This is a genomic window from Enterococcus sp. AZ084, from assembly GCF_051714905.1.
In the GTDB taxonomy this organism is placed as follows: domain Bacteria; phylum Bacillota; class Bacilli; order Lactobacillales; family Enterococcaceae; genus Enterococcus_B; species Enterococcus_B pernyi.
Map to the genome: position 1 here is coordinate 1,168,795 of NZ_JBIOSS010000001.1, position 23,642 is coordinate 1,192,436.

Here is a 23,642-nt window from a genome sequence, read left to right on the forward strand (position 1 = left end):
CTCTGGGGCTATGCTAAATTTATTTTGGGATCTAAAGGTAGGTGTAAAAAGAATGAAGCCAACTTTACAAGAAGATTTTTTGCGTTATTTAATCATAGAGCGCGGGTATTCAGAAAAAACCAAATCTGCCTATGAAGAAGATATCAATGATTTTCAACGATTCTTGGCGGAATCGGGGGAATCTGATCTACTGAAAGTCAGCTATTTGGATGTACGAGTTTATCTAAGTTATCTATCTGATAAGTCGTACAGTCGAAATTCGGTGAGTCGGAAAATTGCGAGTTTACGCTCATTTTATCAATACCTTCTTCGTGAAGAAAAAATTGCTGAAAATCCATTTTCGTATGTTCATTTGAAGAAAAAAAATGTTAAACTTCCTCGTTTTTTTTATGAGAATGAGATGCAAAGCTTATTTGAAAGTGTGACAGGGGATAGTCCTTTAGCATTAAGAGATCGAGCATTATTAGAAGTACTATATGGATCAGGTATCCGTTTGAGTGAATGTAGCCAATTGACGATGTCTGCCATCGATTTTGGCTCAGAGGTGATGTTGATCCATGGAAAAGGAAATAAAGAACGCTATGCGCCGTTGGGTTCATTTGCGCAAGATGCTTTGCAAGAGTATTTTGCCAAAGGGCGCAGCGTCTTAATGACGAAATACCATAAGTCACATGACTATGTCTTCGTGAATCATCATGGAGAACCAATCACACCTACTGGGATCGAGTATGTATTAAATCAAATCATTAAAAAGAGTAGTTTGGATAGTGATATCCATCCTCACATGTTACGTCATACTTTTGCGACGCACTTATTGAATAATGGTGCCGATATGCGTACAGTGCAAGAACTTTTAGGTCATGCAAATTTATCAACGACTCAAATCTATGCGCATGTCACAAAAGAAAGCTTACAAAAAAATTATCGCTCTTTCCATCCACGAGCGTGATCACATTATTAGGAGGAAATATCTATGGTAGAATCACAGTTTCATTCAACAACCATTTGTGCAGTTGAAAAAAACGGGAAATTCGCGATGGCAGGTGATGGCCAAGTAACGATGGGCGAATCTGTCGTGATGAAGGGCAGTGCGAGAAAAGTACGTCGCATTTACAACGATGAAGTAGTCGTTGGCTTTGCAGGAAGCGTTGCTGACGCGTTTACTTTAGAAGAAAAATTTGAAGGTAAGCTAAATGAATACAACGGAAATCTCCAACGAGCAGCTGTTGAATTAGCCCAAGAATGGCGTACACAACAGTCGATGCAAAAGCTAGAAGCGATGTTGATCGTGATGAATGACAAAGAAATGTTACTCGTTTCTGGTACAGGTGAAGTGATTACACCGGATGATGGGATCTTAGCCATTGGTTCTGGTGGAAACTTTGCGTTAGCTGCCGCACGAGCAATGAAAAACTATGCACAAAATGAGATGAGTGCAAAAGAGATTGCTGAAAATGCGTTGAATATTGCAGCAGACATCTGCGTCTTTACAAATCACAACATTATTGTAGAAGAATTATAGAGGTGAATGACATGTATGAATTAAAACAAACACCAAAACAAATCGTCAGTGAATTAGATCAATATATCATTGGCCAACAAGCAGCAAAAAAATCAGTGGCAGTTGCCCTTAGAAATCGTTATCGACGTCTTCAATTAGATGAAAAGATGCAACAAGATATCACACCTAAAAATATGTTGATGATCGGGCCAACTGGGGTCGGTAAAACAGAGATCGCTCGTCGTCTGGCAAAAATCGTCAACGCACCTTTTGTTAAGGTTGAAGCAACGAAGTTTACTGAAGTTGGTTACGTGGGACGTGACGTAGAATCGATGGTTCGTGATCTTGTCGAAAATGCGATCCAGATCGTTGAAAAAGATCAGTATCTTCGTGTTCGCCCACAAGCCAAGAAAAATGCGGAAAAACAATTAGTGAAGATCCTTGTACCAGGTATCAAAAAAGAACAAAAACAATCAAACAACCAGTTTGAGCAAATGATGAATATGTTCAATGCTTCGCAACAACCGGCAGAAACACAAGAAGAAGTCACAGAAGAGATTCGAGTGAATCGTCGCACGGTGTTAGAGCAATTGCAAAAAGGCTTGCTTGACAACCGAGAAGTGACGATCGAAGTCCAAGATCAAAAAAAACCAGCACCGATGATGAACAATGGACTGGAACAAATGGGGATCGATTTGAACGAAACACTTGGTGCGTTGACGCCGAAGAAAAAAATCGAACGAACAGTGACCGTCAAAGAAGCCTTAGAATTATTGATCAAAGAAGAATCAGCAAAATTAGTCAATGATGCGGATATCCATAGTGAAGCGATCAAATTGGCTGAATCAAGCGGGATCATTTTTATTGATGAAATCGATAAAATCACTTCTAAATCGCAACAATCTGGGGAAGTATCAAGAGAAGGTGTCCAAAGAGATATCTTGCCGATCGTTGAAGGTTCACAAGTCAATACGAAATACGGTACCTTACAAACAGACCACATTTTATTTATCGCTTCAGGAGCGTTCCACTTATCAAAACCAAGCGATTTGATTCCTGAATTACAAGGTCGTTTCCCAATCCGTGTTGAGTTAGATGACTTAACTGCTGAGGACTTTGTCAAGATCTTGACTGAACCAAACAATGCGTTAGTCAAACAATATATTGCCTTGATTGGTACTGAAAATGTGACTGTCACGTTTACTAAAGAAGCAATCGAACGGATTGCCCAAATCGCTTATGATGTGAATCGTGATACCGATAATATCGGTGCACGACGTTTACACACGATATTAGAGAAATTGTTGGAAGACTTGTTATTCGAAGCGCCAGAAATGCAAATGGGAGAAATTACCATTACAGAAGCCTATGTCAATGATAAATTAGGATCAATTGCGGCAAATGAAGATCTAAGTCGCTATATATTATAAAATCGGAGGAAAAAAATGACGGATTTGTTGACGAACACTCGAAAGATAAACAAATTATTGCAACAAAAAAATACGTTTGATATGCAGGCGGATTTACCTTACGATAAAATGGCGGTCACTTTAGGTGCTGTTTTAGACAGCAATACGTATATCATTGGCAGTGAAGGGGTTTTACTTGGTTATAATGAACGGCACGATGTGAACAATGATCGTGTGAAAACAATGTTTGTGCAAAAACAATTTCCTGATGCCTACACAGAAACAGTCGATATGATCACGAAAACAGAATCCAATATCCCGATCACAAGCGATATGACGGCATTTCCATTTGAAAGTCGCGAAAAATATCCTTTTGGATTGACGACAGTAGTGCCGATCTTTGGCGCAGGTGAACGCTTAGGAACGATCATTTTAGCAAGAATGGAACAAGCCTTTAACGATGAAGACCTTGTTTTAGCAGAATACGGCGCGACAGTAGTAGGGATGCAGATCCTTTATCAAAAATCACGAGATATCGAAGCGGACGTTCGTAGTACGACCGCTGTCCAAATGGCGATCAATACGTTGTCATACAGTGAATTAAAAGCAGTTCAAGCCATTTTTGATGCTTTAGAAGGTAATGAAGGCCGATTGACTGCCTCAAATATTGCGGACAAGATCGGTATTACTCGTTCGGTCATCGTAAATGCCTTACGTAAACTAGAATCAGCTGGAATCATTGAATCCCGCTCTCTAGGAATGAAAGGCACGTATTTAAAAGTATTGAATGCTCGTTTTAAAGATGAGCTGACGAAGCATAGTTATTAAAAGGAAGATTTTTCAGAGGCTTGCTACTCCAAGAAGTGAGTGTCTGAGAAAAGATGGAGGATGACGATGACTGTTATTATTCAAAATGATCAGCTGATTGCTGAAATTTCCGAACATGGAGCAGAATTGATCAGTTTGAAATCAAAAGAACATGATCTAGAATATATTTGGCAAGGCGATCCTAAGTATTGGGGAAGACATGCCCCCGTTCTTTTCCCTATTGTTGGACGTTTGAAAAACGATCAATATGTGTACCAAGGAAAAACGTATTCAATGGGTCAACATGGTTTTGCTCGTGATATGGATTTTGAAGTGGCGGAGCACGAACAAGAACGTGCGAAGTTTGTCCTGAAAAGTACCCCTGAAACAAAAGAGAATTATCCGTTTGATTTTGAATTGGTACTTGTTTATGAATTAGGGGGAGACGGGATCACTGTTCATTATCAAGTTGAAAATATTGGGGAAGAAGAGATGTATTTCTCGATTGGCGGTCATCCAGCATTCAATGTGCCATTAGAAGAAGGTTTGACTTTTGAAGACTTTTATTTGGCTTTCTCTCCTAGAAAATCACGTTTGCGTTTACCATTAGCTGGACCATTCATCGACATGGAGCAAAAAACGATTGGACAAACGAATACCAACCTTGCGTTATTTCGGGAGCTGTTTGACCAGGATGCGTTAGTATTTGAAACAAGGGGATTGAATGCTTACAGTATCCGGAGTGAAAAGTCTAGTCACAGTGTCACCCTCAGTTACAAAGATATGCCTTACGTTGGGATATGGTCGCCCTATCCTAAAGAAGCACCATTTGTTTGTATCGAGCCGTGGTTTGGAATCGCAGATATTGTTGATAGTAATGGGCAGTTGAACGAAAAAGCAGGAATCAATCAATTAGGCGCTCACGAATTATTCAAGACGAAATATTCGATCACTGTCAAGTAAACACAAGTCGATTACATGTGTTCTCTTGATCTAGTTCGATGAAACAAAACATGCCTTCTGAACAAATGAACGAATGGTTGAGCAATCGATCAGTCATTTGTTTAGAAGGCATTGTTTTTTATCATTCATCAAAAAGATTATTTCTTTTTGCTACTATTCAAACCGAATGGGATTCGGCTTTCTGTTTTATTTTTGATACGCTTGATATTGTCTTTATGACGATAAAAAATAAAAGCGGAGACACCACAAGCAATCAACGTCAAAAGTAAATTTGGTTCTGGTAAGATCGCTGGTGCAATGTATGGTAAGAAGATGGTGGATAAAGTGATCAAGACTGCACTGATCATGCTCGTTAAGCTTACCATGCTCGTGCAGTATAAACTGATCACGAAAATTGCTGATGAATAAAGAAAGAACAGTGGATTGAAGCCTAATAACATACCGGCACTTGTCGCCACTGCTTTGCCACCTTTGAACTTAGCAAAGATCGGAAATGTATGTCCTAAGATCGCACAGACACCAAACCATAGCGGGTTGACAGAAGTGACATGGAAAATGACAGGTAAGGCAGTAGCTAATGTTCCCTTTAAGATGTCCATGAATAATACCACTGTTCCAGCGGTTTTACCTAGAACACGAAATGTATTCGTCGTTCCCATATTTCCACTACCGTGTTCGCGGATGTCTTTTTTAAAAAAGATTTTACCAACCCATACTCCAGATGGAATGGAACCCAAAAGATATGCTACAATAAACAATAAGATTATTTTCATTTTTTAACCTCTTTCAAGTTGAAACTAATGTATATTTTAGCATGAAAGAATGCTTCAAACAATCGAAAAAATCGAACGATCGAAAGGAGTCATCCACATGTCATTTAAAAATCCAGAACAAGCGAATATCTTTCGCTATCTTCAAGAAGCAAAAACGATCGCGGTCGTTGGTTTAAGTAATAAGCCCGAACGGACAAGTTATCAGATCGCACAATTACTACAAGAACACGGCTACCGTATCATTCCAGTCAATCCTGTATTAGCAGGGGAAGAAGTGTTAGGCGAAACTGTTGTCGCACAGTTGACAGATATCAATGAACCTATTGATATCGTGGATATTTTCCGCCGTAGTGAGTTTTTACCAGAAGTAGCGGTAGATTTTCTGAAAACAGATGCGAAAGTCTTCTGGGCACAGTTAGGCATTGAGAATGAAGAAGCTGCTGAAATGCTCCAAGCAGCTGGAAGAAATGATATCGTCATGGATCGCTGCATCAAGATCGAATTAGCAAAAATGGAACAATAAAAAACAGGAATAACAGAAGCACATATCCTGATAGTCAGTGACGCTTCTTGTGGAGACTGTTTTGTTAGATTGTGAAAAGACCTGTTATCCATTAAAAAAAGAGTAAGTGATCGTCGCCACAGACATGCTGAGAGAAAAGAATGAAAAAAGCGGGAGAGTTGGTTGTTTCTTGTAATTCTGACCTTCCCTCTTTTTTTTTGAGGACTTTTCTAGTATGATAAGCGTGGTGCGGTTATATCGCAAGTATTATTGAAGGAGCGTTTGCCTTGGCAAAAAAAATTAAAAATGAATACAATGATGCCTCGATCCAAGTTCTTGAAGGATTAGAAGCAGTAAGAAAACGACCAGGGATGTATATCGGGTCGACTGATAGCCGAGGCTTGCATCATTTAGTCTATGAAATCGTTGATAATGCCGTAGATGAAGCTTTATCAGGCTACGGAAATGAAATCGCTGTGACGATCCACGAGGATAACAGTGTGACTGTTACGGATAGTGGACGTGGTATGCCTGTTGGCATGCATGCTTCAGGTATCCCAACGGTCGAAGTTATTTTCACTGTGCTACATGCCGGCGGTAAATTTGGCCAAGGAGGATATAAAACTTCTGGTGGACTTCATGGTGTAGGTGCCAGTGTCGTCAATGCTTTATCTAAATGGCTAACAGTGACGATCGTCCGAGATGGTATCGAATACCAACAAACATTCAAACAAGGTGGAAAACCAGACGGAACGTTGAAAAAAATTGGCAAAACGAAGAAAGCCAATGGGACGTCTGTTCATTTCTTACCAGATGATAGTATTTTCTCAACCACGAAATTTTCCTATGATACGTTATCTGAACGTTTAAGAGAATCTGCATTTCTGTTAAAAGGTGTAAAAATCACTTTGACAGATCTAAGAGGTGACGAAACAGTTCAAGAAGTCTTTCATTACGAAGAAGGAATCAAAGAATTCGTTGCGTATTTAAATGAAGAAAAAGATACGTTGACGCCAGTAGTCTATTTCTCTGGTGAAAAAGAAGGAATCGAAGTCGAAGTGGCCTATCAGTATAATGATGGCTATTCTGAAAATGTCCTGTCGTTTGTTAACAACGTGCGAACAAAAGATGGTGGTACGCATGAAGTCGGCATGAAAACAGCAATGACCAAAGCCTACAATGAATATGCCCGCAAAGTAGGTTTGTTGAAAGAACGAGATAAAAACCTAGAAGGTAGCGACTTCCGTGAAGGATTAGCAACGGTCTTATCCATTCGTGTGCCGGAACATCTGCTACAATTTGAAGGTCAAACGAAAGAAAAATTAGGCACACCGATTGCCCGCTCAGTCGTGGATAATGTCATGAGTGAACAAATGGGCTTTTACTTGCAAGAAAACAGTGAGATGAGCCAAATGCTGATCCGTAAAGCAATCAAAGCGAGAGAAGCACGTGAAGCCGCTCGTAAAGCCAGAGAAGAAAGCCGTAACGGAAAGAAACGTAAAAAGGGTGAATCTTTGCTTTCTGGAAAATTGACACCTGCGCAATCGAGAAACCCTAAGAAAAATGAATTGTATCTTGTCGAAGGAGATTCAGCCGGTGGATCAGCCAAACAAGGTAGAGATCGGAAATTCCAAGCGATATTGCCACTTCGAGGTAAAGTTATCAATACCGAAAAAGCAAAAATGCAAGATATCTTAAAAAATGAAGAAATCAATACGATGATCTATACGATCGGTGCCGGCGTCGGCCCTGAATTTTCACTTGAAGATTGCAACTACGACAAGATCATCATCATGACCGATGCGGATACCGATGGTGCCCATATCCAGGTCTTATTGTTGACATTTTTCTATCGCTATATGAAACCATTGATCGAAGCAGGAAAAGTTTACATTGCTTTGCCGCCGCTATATAAAGTATCTAAAGGCCAAGGGAAAAAACAAGTAGTCGAGTATGCTTGGACCGATGACGAATTAGCTGCAGTCATTAAGACTGTCGGAAAAGGCTATATGTTGCAACGGTACAAAGGTCTTGGGGAGATGAATGCGGAGCAGTTATGGGAAACGACGATGGACCCAACCTCTCGGACCTTGATCCGGGTGAGGATCGATGATGCTGCGCAAGCAGAGCGACGCGTAACCACCTTGATGGGAGATAAAGTCGAACCACGTCGTAAATGGATCGAAAACCATGTCCAATTCAGCTTAGAAGAAGAACGTAGTATTCTAGACAAAAAAGAAGAAACTGAGACTTCCGCGTCTGTTTCTAATGACCTATTAGAAGAAGAACGCGCAGAAGAAAACAAAAATGAACAATCAGTAGAGGTAGAATAGGAGGTCACCTAATGGAAGAACGTCAAGAAATCCAAGAATTAACGTTAGAAGAAGTGATGGGTGACCGCTTCGGACGTTACTCGAAATATATTATTCAAGAACGTGCTTTGCCGGATATCCGTGATGGTCTGAAACCCGTTCAACGTCGTATTTTATTTGCGATGAACAAAGACGGCAATACGTTTGATAAAGGATTCCGTAAATCAGCAAAATCTGTCGGGAATATCATGGGTAATTATCATCCCCATGGTGATAGCAGTATCTATGATGCAATGGTTCGTATGAGCCAGGATTGGAAACTCCGAGAAGTACTCGTAGAAATGCACGGAAACAACGGAAGTATGGACGGAGACCCACCAGCGGCGATGCGTTATACAGAAGCACGCTTATCGAAATTGAGTGGTGAGATGCTTGCTGATATCGAAAAAAATACGGTCGACCTTGTGTGGAACTTTGATGACACTGAAAAGGAGCCGACTGTATTACCAGCGAGATACCCCAATCTATTAGTCAATGGATCAACCGGTATCTCTGCGGGCTATGCTACTGAGATACCAACGCACAATCTCGCGGAAGTTATTGATGGAACGGTCTATATGATCGACCATCCACAAGCCAGCTTAGACAAATTGATGGAATTCATTCCTGGTCCTGATTTTCCAACTGGGGGCATTTTACAAGGAAAAGATGAAATCAAGAAAGCTTATGAAACTGGTCGTGGGAAAGTGATCTTACGCTCGAAAACGGCGATTGAATCCATCAAAGGAAACAAGCAACAAATCGTGATCACTGAGATTCCTTATGAAGTGAACAAAGCGACTCTTGTCAAAAAAATGGATGAGATACGCTTGAACAAGAAAATCGATGGTATCGCAGAAGTTCGTGACGAAAGTGATCGTACGGGTCTACAGATCGTTGTGGAATTGAAAAAAGACGCTAACGCTCAAGGAATCTTGAATTATTTATTCAAGAATACCGAATTACAGATCAACTACAACTTCAATATGGTGGCAATCGATCATATGACCCCTCATCAAGTAGGGTTGAAGGATATTTTAAGTAGTTACATCGAGCACCGCAAACAAGTGATCACTAAACGTAGTCAGTTTGACTTGGAAAAAGCACAAAGAAGACAACATATCGTTGAAGGTTTGATGAAGGCTCTATCGATTTTAGATGAAGTCATTGCAACGATCCGTGAAAGTAAAGATAAAAAAGATGCGAAACACAATTTAGTCCGAATGTTCCAATTTACAGAAGAACAAGCGGAAGCAATCGTTACCTTGCAACTTTATCGTTTGACGAATACAGACATTACTGAACTACGTCGTGAATCGCAAGAATTGATTGCTCTGATCACTGAATTAAATAAAATCCTTTCAAACGATAAAGAGTTGTTTTCTGTCATGAAAAAAGAACTCCGTGAAGTCAAGAAGAAATATGCTTCCTCTCGTTTGACGATGATCGAAGATGAAATCGAAGAAATCAAAATCGATACACAAGTATTGGTTGCGCAAGAGGATGTCATTGTCAGTGTGACACGTGAAGGCTATGTGAAACGAACAAGTCTCCGTTCATACAGCGCATCAAAACCAGAAGAAATCGGCATGCGTGAAGGTGATTACCTTTTATATGCTGGGGAACTGAATACCTTGGATCATCTATTATTGGTCACTAATAAAGCCAATGTGATCTATCGCCCAGTCCATGAACTGCCAGATTTGAAATGGAAAGATGCCGGTGAGCATATCTCACAAACGATATTGAATCTAGCTGTTGATGAATCGATTTTAGCGGTATTCCCATATCAGAAGATCGATTCAGAAAAAACATTTGTATTTATCAGTAAAAATGGCTTGATCAAACAGACACGGATGACAGATTTTGAACCATGGCGTACGTATAAGAGTCGTCCATTGAGCGGCATGAAACTTAAAGCCAGTGAAGATGAATTAGTGGCTGTTTATCTAGAAAAAGAACAGACAGATCGTGATGTTTTCCTTGTTACGAATCAAGGAATGGGCCTACGCTATCCACTGACTGAAGTACCAGTCGTCGGCACGAAAGCCGCAGGCGTCAAATCCATCAACTTGAAAGAAGAAGATTTTGTCGTTAATGGTTTACTTGTTTTGGCAGAAGGGGATACGCCTATCGTTATCGTCAGTCAACGTGGGGCAGTAAAACGAATGCTTGCACAAGAAATCAGTCAGACTTCTCGTGCCAAGCGAGGTGTGACTGTATTGCGAGAATTGAAGAAACAACCACATCGAGTGGTATATATGTCAGAGGGGCATGCCAAAACGATGACATTGATCAACCAAAAAGGACAAGAATTACCAATCGACCCGACGGATTATCCAATCGGTGATCGTACGTCCAACGGTTCATTTGTTTTAGATGAGAAAAAAGGCGGAGAAGTACAGATGGTGGTTGATTCTCCGACAATGGATATCAAGGAATAACTGTTATAGTTTTTTATGAAATAGCCGGCAACTGTATTATTACAGTTGCCGGCTATTTTTGTTTATTAAAAGAAAATTAATAGTTGCACAAATGAAATATGAATAGATTCACAATAGATAAATGCCTATATATCAGCTTTAATAACTACTATTATTTTATATCCGCCTTATTTGTTAACAAAAAAACAAGAAAACCCTTGCATTGGAGGCAACATGTGTTATACTTATCACGTAAAAACTGTTACATAAAACAGAAACGGGAGGTCCATACGATGGAACAATGGAATGGATTTAAAGGAACTAAGTGGAAAGAAGGCGTGGATACACGTGACTTTATCCAAAACAACTATACAGAATACCGCGGTGATGACAGCTTTTTAGAAAAACCCACTGAAGCAACAGAAAATTTGTGGGGAAAATTACAAAAATTGAATGATATCCAATTTGAACGTAATGGTGTATATGACATGGATACAGATGTCGTATCAACAATCACTTCTCACGAAGCAGGATACCTAGACAAAGATTTAGAACAAATCGTCGGTCTGCAAACTGAAACTCCTTTGAAACAAGCATTCATGCCATTTGGTGGCATCAACATGGCGAATCATGCGTTAACAAGTAATGGCTATGAGCCAAAAGAAGAGTTAACACACATTTTCACAGACTGGAGAAAAACACATAACCAAGGTGTATTCGATGCTTATACTGCAGAAATGCGTGCTGCACGTAAAAACAAAATCATCACTGGACTTCCTGACGCTTACGGACGTGGCCGCATCATCGGTGACTACCGTCGTATTGCATTATACGGAATCGACTATTTGATGGCTCAAAAGAAAAAAGACCATGACAATACAGGCTACCATACGATGAGTGAAGAGGTTATCCGTCTTCGTGAAGAAATCTCAGAACAATATCGTGCATTAGCTCAAATGAAAGAAATGGCTGCAAAATATGGGTATGACATTTCAAAACCAGCTGCAAACGCAAAAGAAGCCGTTCAATGGTTATACTTTGGTTATCTAGCAGCAATCAAATCTCAAAATGGTGCAGCTATGTCGATCGGACGTATCTCTGCATTCTTAGACATTTATATCCAACGTGATTTAGACAACGGTGTGATCACTGAAAAAGAAGCACAAGAATTAATCGACCATTTAGTAATGAAATTACGTATGGTGAAATTTGCACGTACGCCTGAATACAACCAATTGTTCTCTGGCTTCCCGATCTGGGCAACCTTATCAATCGCTGGTATGGGCTTAGACGGACGTTCATTAGTCACAAAAAATGATTTCCGTATGTTGCACACATTGACAAATATGGGACCTTCACCAGAACCAAACTTGACTGTTTTATACTCTGAAAACTTACCAGAAGGCTTCAGAACGTATGCAAGTAAAATTGCAATCGAAAGTTCTTCGATCCAATTTGAAAATGATAACTTGCTTCGTGAACAATGGGGTTCAGATGACTGTGCGATTGCATGTTGTGTATCTGGAACGGTTGTTGGTAAAGATATGCAATTCTTCGGTGCTCGCGCAAACTTAGCTAAGGCTTTGTTATACGCAATCAACGGTGGCGTGGATGAAATGACAGGCGCACAAGTAGGTCCTGAGTATCGTCCGATCACAAGCGACACATTAGACTTTGAAGAAGTAAAACACAACTTCATGAACATCATGGACTGGTTAGCTGAGCTTTATGTCAATACGCTAAACATCATCCACTATATGCACGACAAATATTCTTATGAAGCAGCACAATTAGCTGTCATGGATACTGACTTGAAACGTACATTTGCGACAGGTATCGCAGGTATCTCTCACGCAGCAGATAGCTTATCTGCAATCAAATATGCACAAGTTAAACCAATCCGTAATGAAAAAGGGATCACAGTTGACTTTGAAGTAACTGGTGACTTCCCTAAATATGGTAATGACGATGACCGTGCCGATGAGATCGCTGAATGGATCTTAGAATACTTCATGGGTCAAATCAAACGTCATAAAACTTACCGTAATTCAACTCCGACAACTTCATTATTAACGATCACATCAAATGTCGTTTACGGAAAAAATACAGGGAATACACCTGACGGACGTGAAGCTGGTAAACCTTTAGCACCTGGTGCAAACCCAAGTTATCAAGCAGAACAAAATGGGTTGCTTGCAAGCTTGAACTCAACTGCGAAATTCAACTATGCACACGCTCGTGATGGTATCTCTAATACACAAACAATCAACCCTTCTGGTTTAGGGAAAGATGAAGAAACAAGAATCGACAACTTACGTAACGTCTTAGATGGTTACTTCTCAAGAGGAGCATACCACTTGAACGTGAACGTATTCAGTAATGACTTATTGCGTGATGCCATGGAAAACCCAATGAAATATCCAAACTTAACGATCCGTGTTTCTGGATATGCGGTTAAATTCCGTGACTTGACAAGAGAACAACAATTAGACGTATTAATGAGAACGTCACACGACAGAATGTAAGACAATCAATGCATTGTAAAAAGGAAAGGCAAAAGTTCCGCATGAGCTTTTGTCTTCCTTTTTTACAACTATATGTAAAAAAAGGATATATAGCGTTTTAGAGGCAAACAGATAGATCTCCTCTTCACAGCGTGTTGAGAAGTCGCAACATTGTCCGTGGCTCATAACGAAAGAAACTAAAGAAAAGAAGTGATTAAGATGGAAGAACAAACAATAGGCTATGTCCATTCGATTGAAACATTTGGGTCTGTAGATGGACCAGGCGTTCGCTTTGTCGTCTTCATGCAAGGTTGTCGCATGCGTTGTGAATTTTGCCATAACCCAGATACCTGGAATATTGGTGGAGGAAAAGAATATACCGCAGATGCAATTTTAGACCAAGCAGAACGTTACCGTTCTTATTGGGGGAAACAAGGAGGGATCACGATCAGTGGTGGTGAACCTTTATTGCAGATCGATTTCCTGATCGAATTATTCCAAAAGGCGAAAGAACGTGGCATTCATACAACAATCGACACATGTGGAAAACCATTTAGCCATGATGAGCCTTTCTTTTCTCGTTTTGAAGAGTTGATGAACTATACGGACTTACTGTTATTCGATATCAAACACATCGATAACGAAGCACATAAAAAATTAACTCATTGGGGCAATGAAAATATCTTAGAAATGGCTCAGTATCTTTCAGATATCAAGAAACCTGTCTGGATTCGTCATGTGTTAGTCCCAGAACGTAGTGACTATGATGAGTATTTGATCCGCCTTGATGCATTCATCAAAACACTTGAAAATGTCGATCGTGTGGAAATCCTTCCTTATCATACAATGGGTAAATACAAATGGGAAACGCTTGGTTTGACGTATCCTTTAGAAGGAATCGAACCACCGACAAAAGAAAGAGTAGAAAATGCAAAACGTCTTCTTCATATCGAAGATTATACAAAGTATTTAACTAGATAGACGCGAACGGAAGGAAGATAAGTATTGCTTCTTTCCGTTTTTTTGCTATTATTGAATAGGAGAAAACAAAAAGGAGCGAGTCAAATGTCAAAAGTTTTAGTTTTTGGTCATCAAAATCCTGATACAGATGCAATTGGAGCAGCGATTGCATTTTCATATTTGCAAAATCAATTAGGAGTAAACGCTGAGCCTGTCGCTTTAGGCACGCCAAGTGAAGAAACACAATTTGCACTAGATTACTTCAAATTAGAGGCGCCTCGAGTGATCACATCGATCAAAGAGGAACAAGCAGATGTCATGCTTGTCGATCATAATGAATTCCAACAAAGCGTGGTAGATATTGCGGAAGCTACGATTCTAGCAGTAGTTGACCATCATCGTATCGCCAACTTTGAAACAGCGAATCCATTGTATTATCGTGCTGAACCAGTGGGTTGTACAAGTACGATCATTCTAAAATTATTTAAAGAAAATCAAATTGAGATTCCGAAAGAAATCGCTGGAATCATGTTATCAGCAATCATTTCAGATACATTGTTGTTCAAATCACCAACTTCAACAGAAGCAGATCAATTGGCTGCAAAAGAGCTAGTTGAAATCTCTGGTGTAGACTTAGAAGCGTATGGTTTAGACATGTTGAAAGCAGGTACAAATCTAAGTGATAAACCAGCAGAAGTATTACTTGATCTAGATGCGAAAAGTTTCCCTATGGGTGAAGCAAGTGTTCGTATCGCTCAAGTCAATACAGTTGATCTAAATGAAGTAATGGATCGTCAAGCTGAACTTGAAACTGCTATGCAAACAGAGATCGCGACGAATGGGTATGATCTTTTTGTTCTTGTTGTAACAGACATCTTGAACAGTAACTCAGAATTATTGATTGCTGGCGAAAGAAAAGAACAAGTTGAACAAGCTTTTGGCGTGAAGTTAGAAAACAATCGCGCATTTTTACAAGGGGTCGTTTCACGTAAAAAACAAGTGGTACCTCAATTAACAGAAGTTTTCAATTAGGCAATGAGATTGGAAGAAGGGAGTGGGAGTGTAACCAGTTGACTGGGACCTCCCGCTTTTTTCATTCAAGGTGTCACATAGAAAGCAGGTAAACAGATATGCAATATTTTTATTCTTTAGAGAACAAACGAAAACTAATTGAGCATCCGCTCTTCCAACCAATGATCGACTATTTGATCGAACAAGGCTCACAAGAGGTCATTTTACGCCAACTAAAGAAAGCATTTCCCCAAAAGAAAATGGAACACTTTCTTGATCAAATGATCGATAGTGGCTTGATCATCCGAGAAAATCGCCGTTACCGCTGTGCTTTTCCGGTCTATGACAAAGGAGATTTCCAAACAGAGATCAATCAACTGACTAAAGAATTGATCAATGAATTAATGAAACAACCGGAACACCACAGAAATCTCTTCTTATCAGAAGAAATTTGGGATTTCTGTCATGAAACAACATCTCCTTATTTTTATGCAACTACTTTTACAGTCCCTACGATTGTTCGGTTGGAAGCAGGAAATGAGAACTATCGCTTCAGGACGCTCACCCAAGGGGAAGAAGTAGTATCTTTACCAACCTACTTCCATCTTCAAAAACAGCAAGCTCCACTATCTGAGGAATTTCAGGTACTAGGGCAGTTGATTGGCGATGTGAATGAAACCTATTTTTTTGACCAAATAGAAGTGATTATCGAACGGATTTGTGAAAACAAATACAAAAAACGCCGTGAGTCGATTTTTTTAGATGCCTTGTTATTAGCGGGGGTTGTTGTCCAACAGGAGCAATATCAATTGCTCTTGCCTGTAACAGAGGATAGGGATGACGCATTGCTACAAAAATATGAACCTTCAACGGAAACACCAATGCAAGCCGCCTTTATTAAAGAACAAGCGTTAGTCGAAGTCATGCGGCAATTGGATTTAAAATCTTATTCTTATATCAAGAAAATATGACCTCGACAATTGTTGGGGACCCCACCGACTAAAACCGAAAAAAGTGAGAACAGAAGGAACTACTTCGAAAAATCAGGCAGCATCCACAAAAATTAGAAAATAATTTTTGTGGATGCTGCCTGATTTCACGAGACTAAACACTCCTGTCCAGATCTCATTGGGATCATGCTGCTTGACGAAAATGCCACATCATATAAGCCAAATTCCCAATAAACAAGATATCTAGAATATTACTAGTGATTTGGATATTGGCAGAATTGACCGATGGCGCAAAGGCTAGGATGAATAGTGCTACGAGACTATAGCAAAAACAGAAAAAGGTGCTGGTTTGTATGACCATCGGCATTCTTAATTGCTTGGTGATCAATGAAAAAATAAAGAAAGTAAATATCGTTAAAATCACAACTAAACCGTTAATAATGAAGAAAAAAAGTGAATCTTGATTAACCGTATAGAGCATAGCTGTTAAAAGGTTCAGTGATTTCAGTATCACGAAAATAACATTTACTTCATTAAATGTATTCATCTTTTTTTTAGCAAAATAGGCGGCGAAACATAACGAGAAGATAAGGCCGCAGAAAGTAGAAAGAATCAAGAATGTTGGGTTGTCAGTCGATTGATTTAGCTCGGAATGGTCAAGCAATAACCAGCCAAATGAATTGCATGGGATGCTTGAAGTCTTAAAATAAGCATAAAAGAAAAAAAGCAAAGCATTCAAAACGGCAAAAACAGATCCCCAATGTAGATAGGTCGTTGTTTTTTGTTGTATTTCCATAAGTACTCCCATAAATTTAATGATATACAATATAATAACAAAATGATGAGGAATTGTCGATGGTTTTTAATAAAACAAATAAATAGACGATGGTCGGATGAAATAAATTCATCGGATCATCGTCTGTTTTGTGAATATTCATTTCACATTACTTCGACGTTTGCGCACTTTCTTTGTCCAGAATCCGCCAGAAATATATTTTGGTTCGTAGGAGATAATAAAAGCGCGTTCTTCAACTTCTTTGATCAAGCGATAAAGTTCACGTTCACTTTTACGTGGAGATAAAATCTCTAGGACTAACCGTTCACCTTCTAAACCAGTTGCTGACGTTTGTGTCACTCCAAACCCATTTTGTCGAAGAATGATCGGCAAATTTTTATCCTCTGAAGTATTTGCTGGTAGGATCGTCGTTACCATGATATATCCTAGTGCTAATTTATCCTCAATGGCAATGCCAACACTGATACCAACAGCATAGCCTAACGCGTAAACGAACAAATTCAATGGATTATCTAAGCGGTCTAAAACCAGCGATAAACCAACGATATAAATAGTGATCTCAACCATACTAACTAATGGAGCGATGTAGCGATAGCCTTTCATGGTCAACATAAAGCGTAAGGTATTTAATGTGATGTAAGCGAAATTGATGAAAAAGATCATCGCTAACATTTTTGGATCGAACATAATAAGAACTCCTTTCTGTAGCGTCTATGTTCATCATATCAGAAATAATGCGATTGAAGAAAAGAATAAACGTTTATTACTTTAAAAAAATGATAAAATGATTATAATAGAATTATAAAGAGAGTCAGGTGAGCGCGATGAAGCGAATGAACAGGGTCATTGGAGTCAGTCATATATGTAGTATTTTTCTTAGTATGTATTTAGGGACCCATGCGATCCAACAACCCATTGAAGCGAATTCCTTGTTATTCCCAATCTCACTAACTGATGGGGTAATATTAAGTATTTTTCTTTTTCTAATGGTGTTTATTGGTAATATTTTTGGTAGTGTGGCTAGCTTCTTTAAAATGTCGATTTCCCCAGCCTTATCTATAGGATTAGGAACCATAGGAATATTCGCCATGTTATTCTTTGTTAAAAGGATGGATTTTTATACTATTACATTTGGGCTACTATGCCTTGTACAAGTCATGCTAAGTTTATGGTTGTCTTTACGGTCAACCAATCTAATGAAAATCAGGTGAATCAATCAGTGAATCCAATTATTTTGAAACGAACCATCAAAAACATACCCGTATTAGAAGTTGTCCAAAAAGAGTTGAAGACAGAGAAAATCCCAGTAGTGATCTACTATCATGGTTGGCAGACAAGCAAGGAGCTTGTATTGACTCAAGGTAGAAAAATGGCTAAAAAAGGGATGCGAGTTTTGCTTCCAGATGCGATGAATCATGGCGAGCGTAAACAACCCGTTTCAAAAATTCCTTCTTTTACTTTTTGGAGTAGTATCTACGGGAATCTATTCGAGTTTGATACATTGATCGAACATCTAAAAAAACGTGAACTTCTTTCAGATAAATTAGCTGTGGGTGGTGTGTCAATGGGTGGAATGACCACTTGTGCATTGCTAGCCAAACACCCAGAAATCACTGGCGGAATTTGTTTGATGGGATCACCATCACCACTTGAATATGGTGAAGAAATCTCACGTAGAGCACAAGAATTCCAGTACAAGTTGCCCGTTGACTACTTTGATTTGATTTCTTGGGTCAACCATTATGATCTATCTTTACACCCAGAAAAATTAGCAGGTCGTCCTTTATTTTTCTGGCATGGTGAAAAAGATGAAAAGATTCCTTTTCGACAAGTGTCTAAATTTGTCGAAAAAAACCAAGATAAGTCTTATGGTAAGGGAATCGTCTTTCGTGCTTCTTCGGAAAAACGTCATATGGTAGAAGTCCCATTGATGGATGAAGCTGCGGATTTTTTGAGCCAAATGATGGCTGTGTCTATATAGTAAGTAAGAGGTCTAAATAGATAAAACGTCTATCAAAGAGAAATTTTTTTCTTTGATAGATTTTTTTTTTCAGAACTACTTGAGAGTTGCTCTTTTTTAGCACGAATCTTTGCTATAATGACTATAGTTATGGAATTAGGCATGGAAGGGGAGATTTTATGCCAACATTGGCAGATGTAGCTAAACGAGCAAATGTCTCAAAAATGACGGTTTCTCGGGTGATCAATCATCCAGAACAAGTCACTGATGAGCTAAAGGAACTAGTTTTTACAGCCATGGCTGAATTGGATTATCGTCCAAATATTGCAGCAAAAGCGTTAGTTTCGAACCGTTCACAGATCATCAAGTTGTTTATTCTTGAGGAAATCGATACCACGGAGCCCTATTATATGAATCTACTCATGGGGATTGCTAAAAGGATTGGTAAAGAGCACTATTCCTTGCAATTAGTGACCAACGATGCTTTTGACGTTGGCTCCTGCGATGGTTATATCATCACTGGCGTGCGTCAAAGAGATTTTGATTGGATCAATCGTCTAGAAAAGCCAGTCGTGCTATTTGGTGAAAATCGTATGGGCTATGATTATGTTGATAGCGATAATCAATATGGAACCGCCAAAGCGACACAATATGCCTTAGAAGTTGGTTATCAAACGGTTGTTTATATCGGCATTGATGAAGCAGAACCTTTTGAACTATCTAGAGAAGCGGGCTATCTAAAAGTGATGGAAGAGGCTGGACTAACTCCAAAAATGCTGCGTTTTGATAATCACTCCACCACACCAGAAAAATATATCACAGAACATTGGGACGAATTTTCAGATAAAACGTGTTTTGTTTGCAGTTCTGATCGTTTAGCGCTTGGTATCGTTCGTGGCATCACACAAGTTGGCGGACAGTTACCCGATCAATTTGGCGTTATTGGCTTTGATGGCGTATTTCTTGATCAAATCAGTTCCCCAAAACTGACTACCGTTAAACAAGACATCATTCGTATGGGGGAAGTGTGCGGCGAAATGTTATTAAAGAAAATTACTGAAAAAGGAGCAAGCCAAGGATACCGTCACTTTTTCCCAGAATTGATCATTCGTGAAACGACAAGAAAGTTAAATAAGACTAACGCTTAGCTATAGAAAATAGACGATTTGTGCTATTATAAGAGAAAGTCCACTTAAAAAGGATGGTTTACATGACAGAAATCAAACGAAAACATTTTCGCTTTCCTGCATACGATGATCACATAGGTGTAAAGTTAAAAAATGAAAATAGGCGTGTGCTGTTTGACGGACAAGATGATCTGATGACCGATACAAGCGACAAACCATTGTTCGAGCAAATCAATGAATTTCATTTTGAGGATTATTCAAAAAATGAAAAAAATCCTCATTCGACAGTCAATGTTCGTCATGCTTCGACACAAAAAGCGAATCTAGCAAAACATAAACAAAATTTGCCAGACTATAGGCAGAGTAAAAAAACACAAACCAAACGAAACAGTCAGACGAATTTTGGCTATACTCGTCATGCCAGCCCTTCAGAGCAAAGACCAACACAAGAAAAAACAAACCAATCACGAAGTGTATTCAATCGTTCGGGAAGAGAACGTTCTTATTTTGTACCTAAGTACGTACCCGCTTCGATCATTCCTGATCCGAAGAAAAATAAAATCTCTGAAGAAGAATTGCTCGCTTCGATCAAAAAAGAAAAGAATGCGTATCTTTTATTTGAAACAGAAAATACACCCTATGATGGAAAACAAGGTGTAACAATGAACCAAGAGAAAAGTTCAAGTAAGAAAACTCATGGAGTACTAGATCGTTCGTTGGAAGGCCTGATCAATGACCAAGGTAATTCCTTGAAAGGCAATGGTTATTTCCAATAAGTAGTGACTGCTCAAGTATGAGAAAAAGTTGTTCCTTCAAACATTCAGACACATAAGAAACAAGCAGGACTTGTGAAAAAATGTCTGGATGTTGGAGCGGAACAGCTTTTTTTTGACCGACTATATTATTGCAGTAGAAAGGAACAGAAAAATGATAAATAGACCCTCATCAATTAAAAGGTTTGGTTTTACTTATGAGACCCCTTATCCGCAATTGATTGAAGAAGATACTATGGTACCAAAACCTGGCGAACACGACTTATTGATCGAAGTTGTAGCACTTTCGATCAATCCTATAGATACGAAGCGAAGAGAAATCGTCAAAGAAGAAACATTCACTGTGCTCGGCTATGATAGTGTGGGTTATGTACGGGAAATGGGCGCGGCTGTAAAAGGGTTTGAGCTGAATGACCGTGTCTATTATGCAGGAACGACTCAACGCGAAGGGAGTCAACAAGAGTATCAAATCGTTGATGCACGGATCGCTGCAAAAGCTCCTAAGAATCTTAGCGACGAAGCTGCTGCAGGGATTCCTTTGACTGCACTCACTGCCTATGAATTGCTATTTGAAAAATTTCAGTTAGTTCCTCAAGAAAAAGCCAACGAAGGGAAAGAGCTTTTGGTGATCAATGGTGGAGGTGGCGTTGGTTCGATCATGACGCAACTAGCGAAGTGGACGGGTATGAAAGTGTATGCAACTGCTAGTCCGCAAAATTTTGGATGGCTTGAAAAAAATGGCGTAGATGTTCCGATCGATTACCATCATTCTATCTATGACCAATTAAAACATGCTGGAAGCGATGGTGTTGACTATATCGCAGTGTTGTATGATATTGAAGCTTATCTACCAGAAATAAAAAAAATCATTCAACCTTTAGGGCATATCGGAATGATCGTCAATACACAAGCGAAAATCGATTGGAATGAATATAAAAATGATTCAATCAGCTTCCATTGGGAGTATGTTTTCACGAAAACCGATCATAATAAAGAAATCGCAACACAAGGCACAATCCTAGAGACATTGACAAAGTTATTTGAAGAAAATAAACTTCATAGCCATGTAACAACTGTTTACTCAGATGGTATCAGCCGAGCTTCACTTGAACAAGCGATGAAGTTGGTGAAGGAAGGTAGCCAGCAAGGCAAAGTCGTTTTGTCAGGTGGGTTCAAATCCACCGGTGGAAAAATGAATCGATAAGTCAAATAGTAAGAATGACTATAAAAAGCAACTGTGTCTGGAACATGGTTTCTCTCACACTACCTAAAATCAGATAAACGGCGAGAAATAAACACTTCTGTTCCGACCTCAGTTGCTTTTTATGGTAAGAGTTCAATCTATATATGAATCTTCCACAGGTTCTAATTGATTGACTGTTGGGGATGGAGCTGTGATTTTTTTGAAAGGATTAGCGAAGCGGAAGTACTTCACTTTATTCAATGTATAAGATAAAATTGAGCAACTCAAAAGAGTATAGGCAAAATGCGTAAAATCCAAATACAACAAAGACACAACTAAAATCCCAAACGTGATAACAAATAGACTTTTCCCGATATTCACATGATAATATTTTTCAATTGCTTGATAAACGATATCGGTGCCGCCAGTGCTGCCCCCAAAACGAAAAACTAAGCCACAACCGATTCCCGAAAGAATGCCAGTCATTAGACTATTCACTAAAAGATTTCCAACAGCAAAGTGGACATTTAAATTTTCCCATACATGCAAGAAGAAGACCAGAGAAAATGTTCCGACGATCGTTCGAATAAATGCATGTTTTCCAAAAATAAACAAGGAAATCAGCAATAAAGGTAAATTTATGATCAGTGAGGTGATGGAAGGCGCAAAGCCAAATAAATGATTAAGTAAAAGAGCAATTCCTGTGACACCACCGTCAGCTAATTTTGAAGGGAGATTGATTCCGGTTACCGCTAATCCGTAAAGAGCAGCCCCAAAAATAATTCCACATAAGTCTAATAAAAATTTTACTTGTTTCATCTCTAACCTCTTTTCTTTTTGAAAATTTTCAGCAATCTTTATATTACACTGAACGGCTCTATAAATTCAATAGGTAAATAGAAAAAAATATACATAATGAAGTGTATTTAATTTCGGTCAATCATTCCTTGTAAAACAATCATTTAAATCAAAAATGATTCTCTGTAAAAATATGTATTGCATAATTTAGGGATAAAAAAATAGTGAATAAAATAGTGTAATAAATAAAAAAATGTATGTAAATATAAAAAAACATAAATTATTTCATTAAATTTAACGATTATGATGTTAAAACAACCGATTTTTACTTTTTTGGTCACTGACACACAACTTAAAGTATAATAATTATTGAACAAGCCAGTAAACAAGTATCTCCCCCACGAGATTTTAAAAGTTACTGGCTGTTTTTTTTTGTTCAAAATTCCAACTTCTACTTTACAACGAGAACAATTGTTCGTATAATAAAAGAGCGAACAATCGTTCGGTATAAAATAATAGAGGTGATCAGAGATGCAATCAATGAGACGTTTTGGTGCGATGTTGTTGATTTTATTTTTTGGAATTATTATAGGTAATTATGGGTTACAAACAGCATTATTGATTTTTTTACCTTCGTTTGTATTATGGTTTGTGATGTGGGATGAAAAAAAGTATCGCCAAAATGAACGAAAACGCAGGTATGAAGAAACCTTCTATCAACATAGAGCTACGTACGATTCAAAATAACTAAATACAAAAACAAAACTTGCAATCACTTCTCACCATCTAGTCGATTGCAAGTTTTTTTTAAAACAACTTAGTTGGGGATTTACTTCGCTATGTTTATACTT

22 protein-coding genes are annotated in these 23,642 nt (G+C 38.8%); 18 read left to right on the forward strand and 4 right to left on the reverse strand.

Translation table 11 applies throughout. The features are described from left to right. Positions 1-52 precede the first annotated feature (52 nt). From xerC to IGI79_RS05545, 5 genes are all read left to right on the forward strand, one after another. Positions 53-949 (forward strand): tyrosine recombinase XerC, encoded by an 897-nt coding sequence (gene xerC / locus IGI79_RS05525; protein WP_023519490.1) that lies wholly within the window; start codon positions 53-55, stop codon positions 947-949. 24 nt (positions 950-973) lie between these two features. Further along, positions 974-1,522, forward strand: coding sequence for an HslVU peptidase proteolytic subunit (hslV, locus tag IGI79_RS05530; protein ID WP_010735740.1), 549 nt, complete (start codon positions 974-976; stop codon positions 1,520-1,522). Between the two features lie 11 nt (positions 1,523-1,533). Next, a complete protein-coding gene (gene hslU / locus IGI79_RS05535) occupies positions 1,534-2,931 on the forward strand; it encodes an ATP-dependent protease ATPase subunit HslU (RefSeq protein WP_010735739.1) in 1,398 nt (465 codons plus the stop codon). 15 nt (positions 2,932-2,946) lie between these two features. After that, complete coding sequence (gene codY / locus IGI79_RS05540) at positions 2,947-3,738, forward strand: GTP-sensing pleiotropic transcriptional regulator CodY (RefSeq protein WP_010735738.1); 792 nt, start codon at positions 2,947-2,949, stop codon at positions 3,736-3,738. A 66-nt stretch (positions 3,739-3,804) separates the two neighbouring features. After that, on the forward strand, positions 3,805-4,680 hold the full coding sequence (locus IGI79_RS05545) for an aldose 1-epimerase family protein (protein WP_195476271.1): 876 nt from the start codon (positions 3,805-3,807) through the stop codon (positions 4,678-4,680). Between the two features lie 137 nt (positions 4,681-4,817). Here IGI79_RS05545 and plsY read toward each other — a convergent pair whose 3' ends face one another. Beyond that, on the reverse strand, positions 4,818-5,453 hold the full coding sequence (gene plsY, locus IGI79_RS05550) for a glycerol-3-phosphate 1-O-acyltransferase PlsY (RefSeq protein WP_010735736.1): 636 nt from the start codon (positions 5,451-5,453) through the stop codon (positions 4,818-4,820). A 97-nt stretch (positions 5,454-5,550) separates the two neighbouring features. Here plsY and IGI79_RS05555 point away from each other — a divergent pair, with 97 nt between their 5' ends. The 7 genes from IGI79_RS05555 to IGI79_RS05585 all read left to right on the forward strand — a co-directional run bounded on the left by IGI79_RS05555 (position 5,551) and on the right by IGI79_RS05585 (position 16,175). Next, on the forward strand, positions 5,551-5,976 hold the full coding sequence (locus IGI79_RS05555; RefSeq protein ID WP_010735735.1) for a CoA-binding protein: 426 nt from the start codon (positions 5,551-5,553) through the stop codon (positions 5,974-5,976). 266 nt (positions 5,977-6,242) lie between these two features. Beyond that, positions 6,243-8,288: a DNA topoisomerase IV subunit B gene (parE, locus tag IGI79_RS05560; RefSeq protein ID WP_023519491.1), complete on the forward strand. Its 2,046-nt coding sequence runs from the start codon at positions 6,243-6,245 to the stop codon at positions 8,286-8,288. Between the two features lie 11 nt (positions 8,289-8,299). After that, positions 8,300-10,750, forward strand: coding sequence for a DNA topoisomerase IV subunit A (gene parC / locus IGI79_RS05565; RefSeq protein WP_195273911.1), 2,451 nt, complete (start codon positions 8,300-8,302; stop codon positions 10,748-10,750). A gap of 272 nt (positions 10,751-11,022) precedes the next feature. Then, positions 11,023-13,254 (forward strand): formate C-acetyltransferase, encoded by a 2,232-nt coding sequence (gene pflB / locus IGI79_RS05570; protein ID WP_195273909.1) that lies wholly within the window; start codon positions 11,023-11,025, stop codon positions 13,252-13,254. A gap of 198 nt (positions 13,255-13,452) precedes the next feature. Then, entirely contained in the window at positions 13,453-14,214 is a 762-nt protein-coding gene (pflA, locus tag IGI79_RS05575) for a pyruvate formate-lyase-activating protein (RefSeq protein ID WP_065096563.1), read from the forward strand. Between the two features lie 84 nt (positions 14,215-14,298). Continuing rightward, complete coding sequence (locus IGI79_RS05580; protein WP_019724232.1) at positions 14,299-15,225, forward strand: manganese-dependent inorganic pyrophosphatase; 927 nt, start codon at positions 14,299-14,301, stop codon at positions 15,223-15,225. Between the two features lie 98 nt (positions 15,226-15,323). Further along, complete coding sequence (locus IGI79_RS05585) at positions 15,324-16,175, forward strand: DUF1803 domain-containing protein (RefSeq protein WP_195273907.1); 852 nt, start codon at positions 15,324-15,326, stop codon at positions 16,173-16,175. A gap of 163 nt (positions 16,176-16,338) precedes the next feature. Here IGI79_RS05585 and IGI79_RS05590 read toward each other — a convergent pair whose 3' ends face one another. Both IGI79_RS05590 and IGI79_RS05595 read right to left on the reverse strand, forming a co-directional pair. After that, positions 16,339-16,950 carry a hypothetical protein gene (locus IGI79_RS05590; protein ID WP_195273905.1) on the reverse strand — a complete coding sequence of 204 codons (612 nt, stop codon included), beginning with the start codon at positions 16,948-16,950 and terminating at the stop codon, positions 16,339-16,341. 138 nt (positions 16,951-17,088) lie between these two features. After that, on the reverse strand, positions 17,089-17,637 hold the full coding sequence (locus IGI79_RS05595; RefSeq protein ID WP_019724126.1) for a DUF2179 domain-containing protein: 549 nt from the start codon (positions 17,635-17,637) through the stop codon (positions 17,089-17,091). Positions 17,638-17,774: 137 nt separating this feature from the next. Here IGI79_RS05595 and IGI79_RS05600 point away from each other — a divergent pair, with 137 nt between their 5' ends. From IGI79_RS05600 to IGI79_RS05620, 5 genes are all read left to right on the forward strand, one after another. Next, entirely contained in the window at positions 17,775-18,161 is a 387-nt protein-coding gene (locus tag IGI79_RS05600) for a hypothetical protein (protein WP_041684187.1), read from the forward strand. Positions 18,162-18,169: 8 nt separating this feature from the next. Then, positions 18,170-18,931: an alpha/beta fold hydrolase gene (locus tag IGI79_RS05605; protein WP_065096561.1), complete on the forward strand. Its 762-nt coding sequence runs from the start codon at positions 18,170-18,172 to the stop codon at positions 18,929-18,931. Between the two features lie 158 nt (positions 18,932-19,089). Then, on the forward strand, positions 19,090-20,058 hold the full coding sequence (locus IGI79_RS05610; protein WP_010735724.1) for a LacI family DNA-binding transcriptional regulator: 969 nt from the start codon (positions 19,090-19,092) through the stop codon (positions 20,056-20,058). A 62-nt stretch (positions 20,059-20,120) separates the two neighbouring features. After that, positions 20,121-20,813, forward strand: a complete 693-nt coding sequence (locus IGI79_RS05615) for a hypothetical protein (protein WP_108146544.1) — start codon at positions 20,121-20,123, stop codon at positions 20,811-20,813. A gap of 151 nt (positions 20,814-20,964) precedes the next feature. Next, the gene (locus IGI79_RS05620) at positions 20,965-22,014 is read left to right on the forward strand and encodes a zinc-binding alcohol dehydrogenase family protein (protein WP_104776822.1); all 1,050 of its coding nucleotides are present in this window, start codon (positions 20,965-20,967) and stop codon (positions 22,012-22,014) included. Positions 22,015-22,146: 132 nt separating this feature from the next. Here the strand turns inward: IGI79_RS05620 and IGI79_RS05625 are convergent, their stop codons facing one another. Continuing rightward, on the reverse strand, positions 22,147-22,812 hold the full coding sequence (locus tag IGI79_RS05625; RefSeq protein ID WP_010735721.1) for a YitT family protein: 666 nt from the start codon (positions 22,810-22,812) through the stop codon (positions 22,147-22,149). A gap of 510 nt (positions 22,813-23,322) precedes the next feature. On the opposite strand from IGI79_RS05625, the gene IGI79_RS05630 reads away from it, so the two are divergent. Further along, complete coding sequence (locus tag IGI79_RS05630; protein WP_010735720.1) at positions 23,323-23,538, forward strand: hypothetical protein; 216 nt, start codon at positions 23,323-23,325, stop codon at positions 23,536-23,538. Positions 23,539-23,642: the final 104 nt, after the last annotated feature.

Coding starts and splice junctions, on each gene's coding strand:
- IGI79_RS05590 (WP_195273905.1), bottom strand. CDS start 16,950: ATGGAAATACAACAAAAAACAACGACCTATCTACATTGGGGATCTGTT.
- IGI79_RS05600 (WP_041684187.1), top strand. CDS start 17,775: ATGAAGCGAATGAACAGGGTCATTGGAGTCAGTCATATATGTAGTATT.
- hslU (WP_010735739.1), top strand. CDS start 1,534: ATGTATGAATTAAAACAAACACCAAAACAAATCGTCAGTGAATTAGAT.
- IGI79_RS05555 (WP_010735735.1), top strand. CDS start 5,551: ATGTCATTTAAAAATCCAGAACAAGCGAATATCTTTCGCTATCTTCAA.
- pflB (WP_195273909.1), top strand. CDS start 11,023: ATGGAACAATGGAATGGATTTAAAGGAACTAAGTGGAAAGAAGGCGTG.
- IGI79_RS05610 (WP_010735724.1), top strand. CDS start 19,090: ATGCCAACATTGGCAGATGTAGCTAAACGAGCAAATGTCTCAAAAATG.
- IGI79_RS05630 (WP_010735720.1), top strand. CDS start 23,323: ATGCAATCAATGAGACGTTTTGGTGCGATGTTGTTGATTTTATTTTTT.
- parC (WP_195273911.1), top strand. CDS start 8,300: ATGGAAGAACGTCAAGAAATCCAAGAATTAACGTTAGAAGAAGTGATG.
- IGI79_RS05620 (WP_104776822.1), top strand. CDS start 20,965: ATGATAAATAGACCCTCATCAATTAAAAGGTTTGGTTTTACTTATGAG.
- IGI79_RS05625 (WP_010735721.1), bottom strand. CDS start 22,812: ATGAAACAAGTAAAATTTTTATTAGACTTATGTGGAATTATTTTTGGG.
- xerC (WP_023519490.1), top strand. CDS start 53: ATGAAGCCAACTTTACAAGAAGATTTTTTGCGTTATTTAATCATAGAG.
- IGI79_RS05585 (WP_195273907.1), top strand. CDS start 15,324: ATGCAATATTTTTATTCTTTAGAGAACAAACGAAAACTAATTGAGCAT.
- pflA (WP_065096563.1), top strand. CDS start 13,453: ATGGAAGAACAAACAATAGGCTATGTCCATTCGATTGAAACATTTGGG.
- plsY (WP_010735736.1), bottom strand. CDS start 5,453: ATGAAAATAATCTTATTGTTTATTGTAGCATATCTTTTGGGTTCCATT.
- IGI79_RS05545 (WP_195476271.1), top strand. CDS start 3,805: ATGACTGTTATTATTCAAAATGATCAGCTGATTGCTGAAATTTCCGAA.
- IGI79_RS05595 (WP_019724126.1), bottom strand. CDS start 17,637: ATGTTCGATCCAAAAATGTTAGCGATGATCTTTTTCATCAATTTCGCT.
- hslV (WP_010735740.1), top strand. CDS start 974: ATGGTAGAATCACAGTTTCATTCAACAACCATTTGTGCAGTTGAAAAA.
- codY (WP_010735738.1), top strand. CDS start 2,947: ATGACGGATTTGTTGACGAACACTCGAAAGATAAACAAATTATTGCAA.
- IGI79_RS05615 (WP_108146544.1), top strand. CDS start 20,121: ATGACAGAAATCAAACGAAAACATTTTCGCTTTCCTGCATACGATGAT.
- IGI79_RS05580 (WP_019724232.1), top strand. CDS start 14,299: ATGTCAAAAGTTTTAGTTTTTGGTCATCAAAATCCTGATACAGATGCA.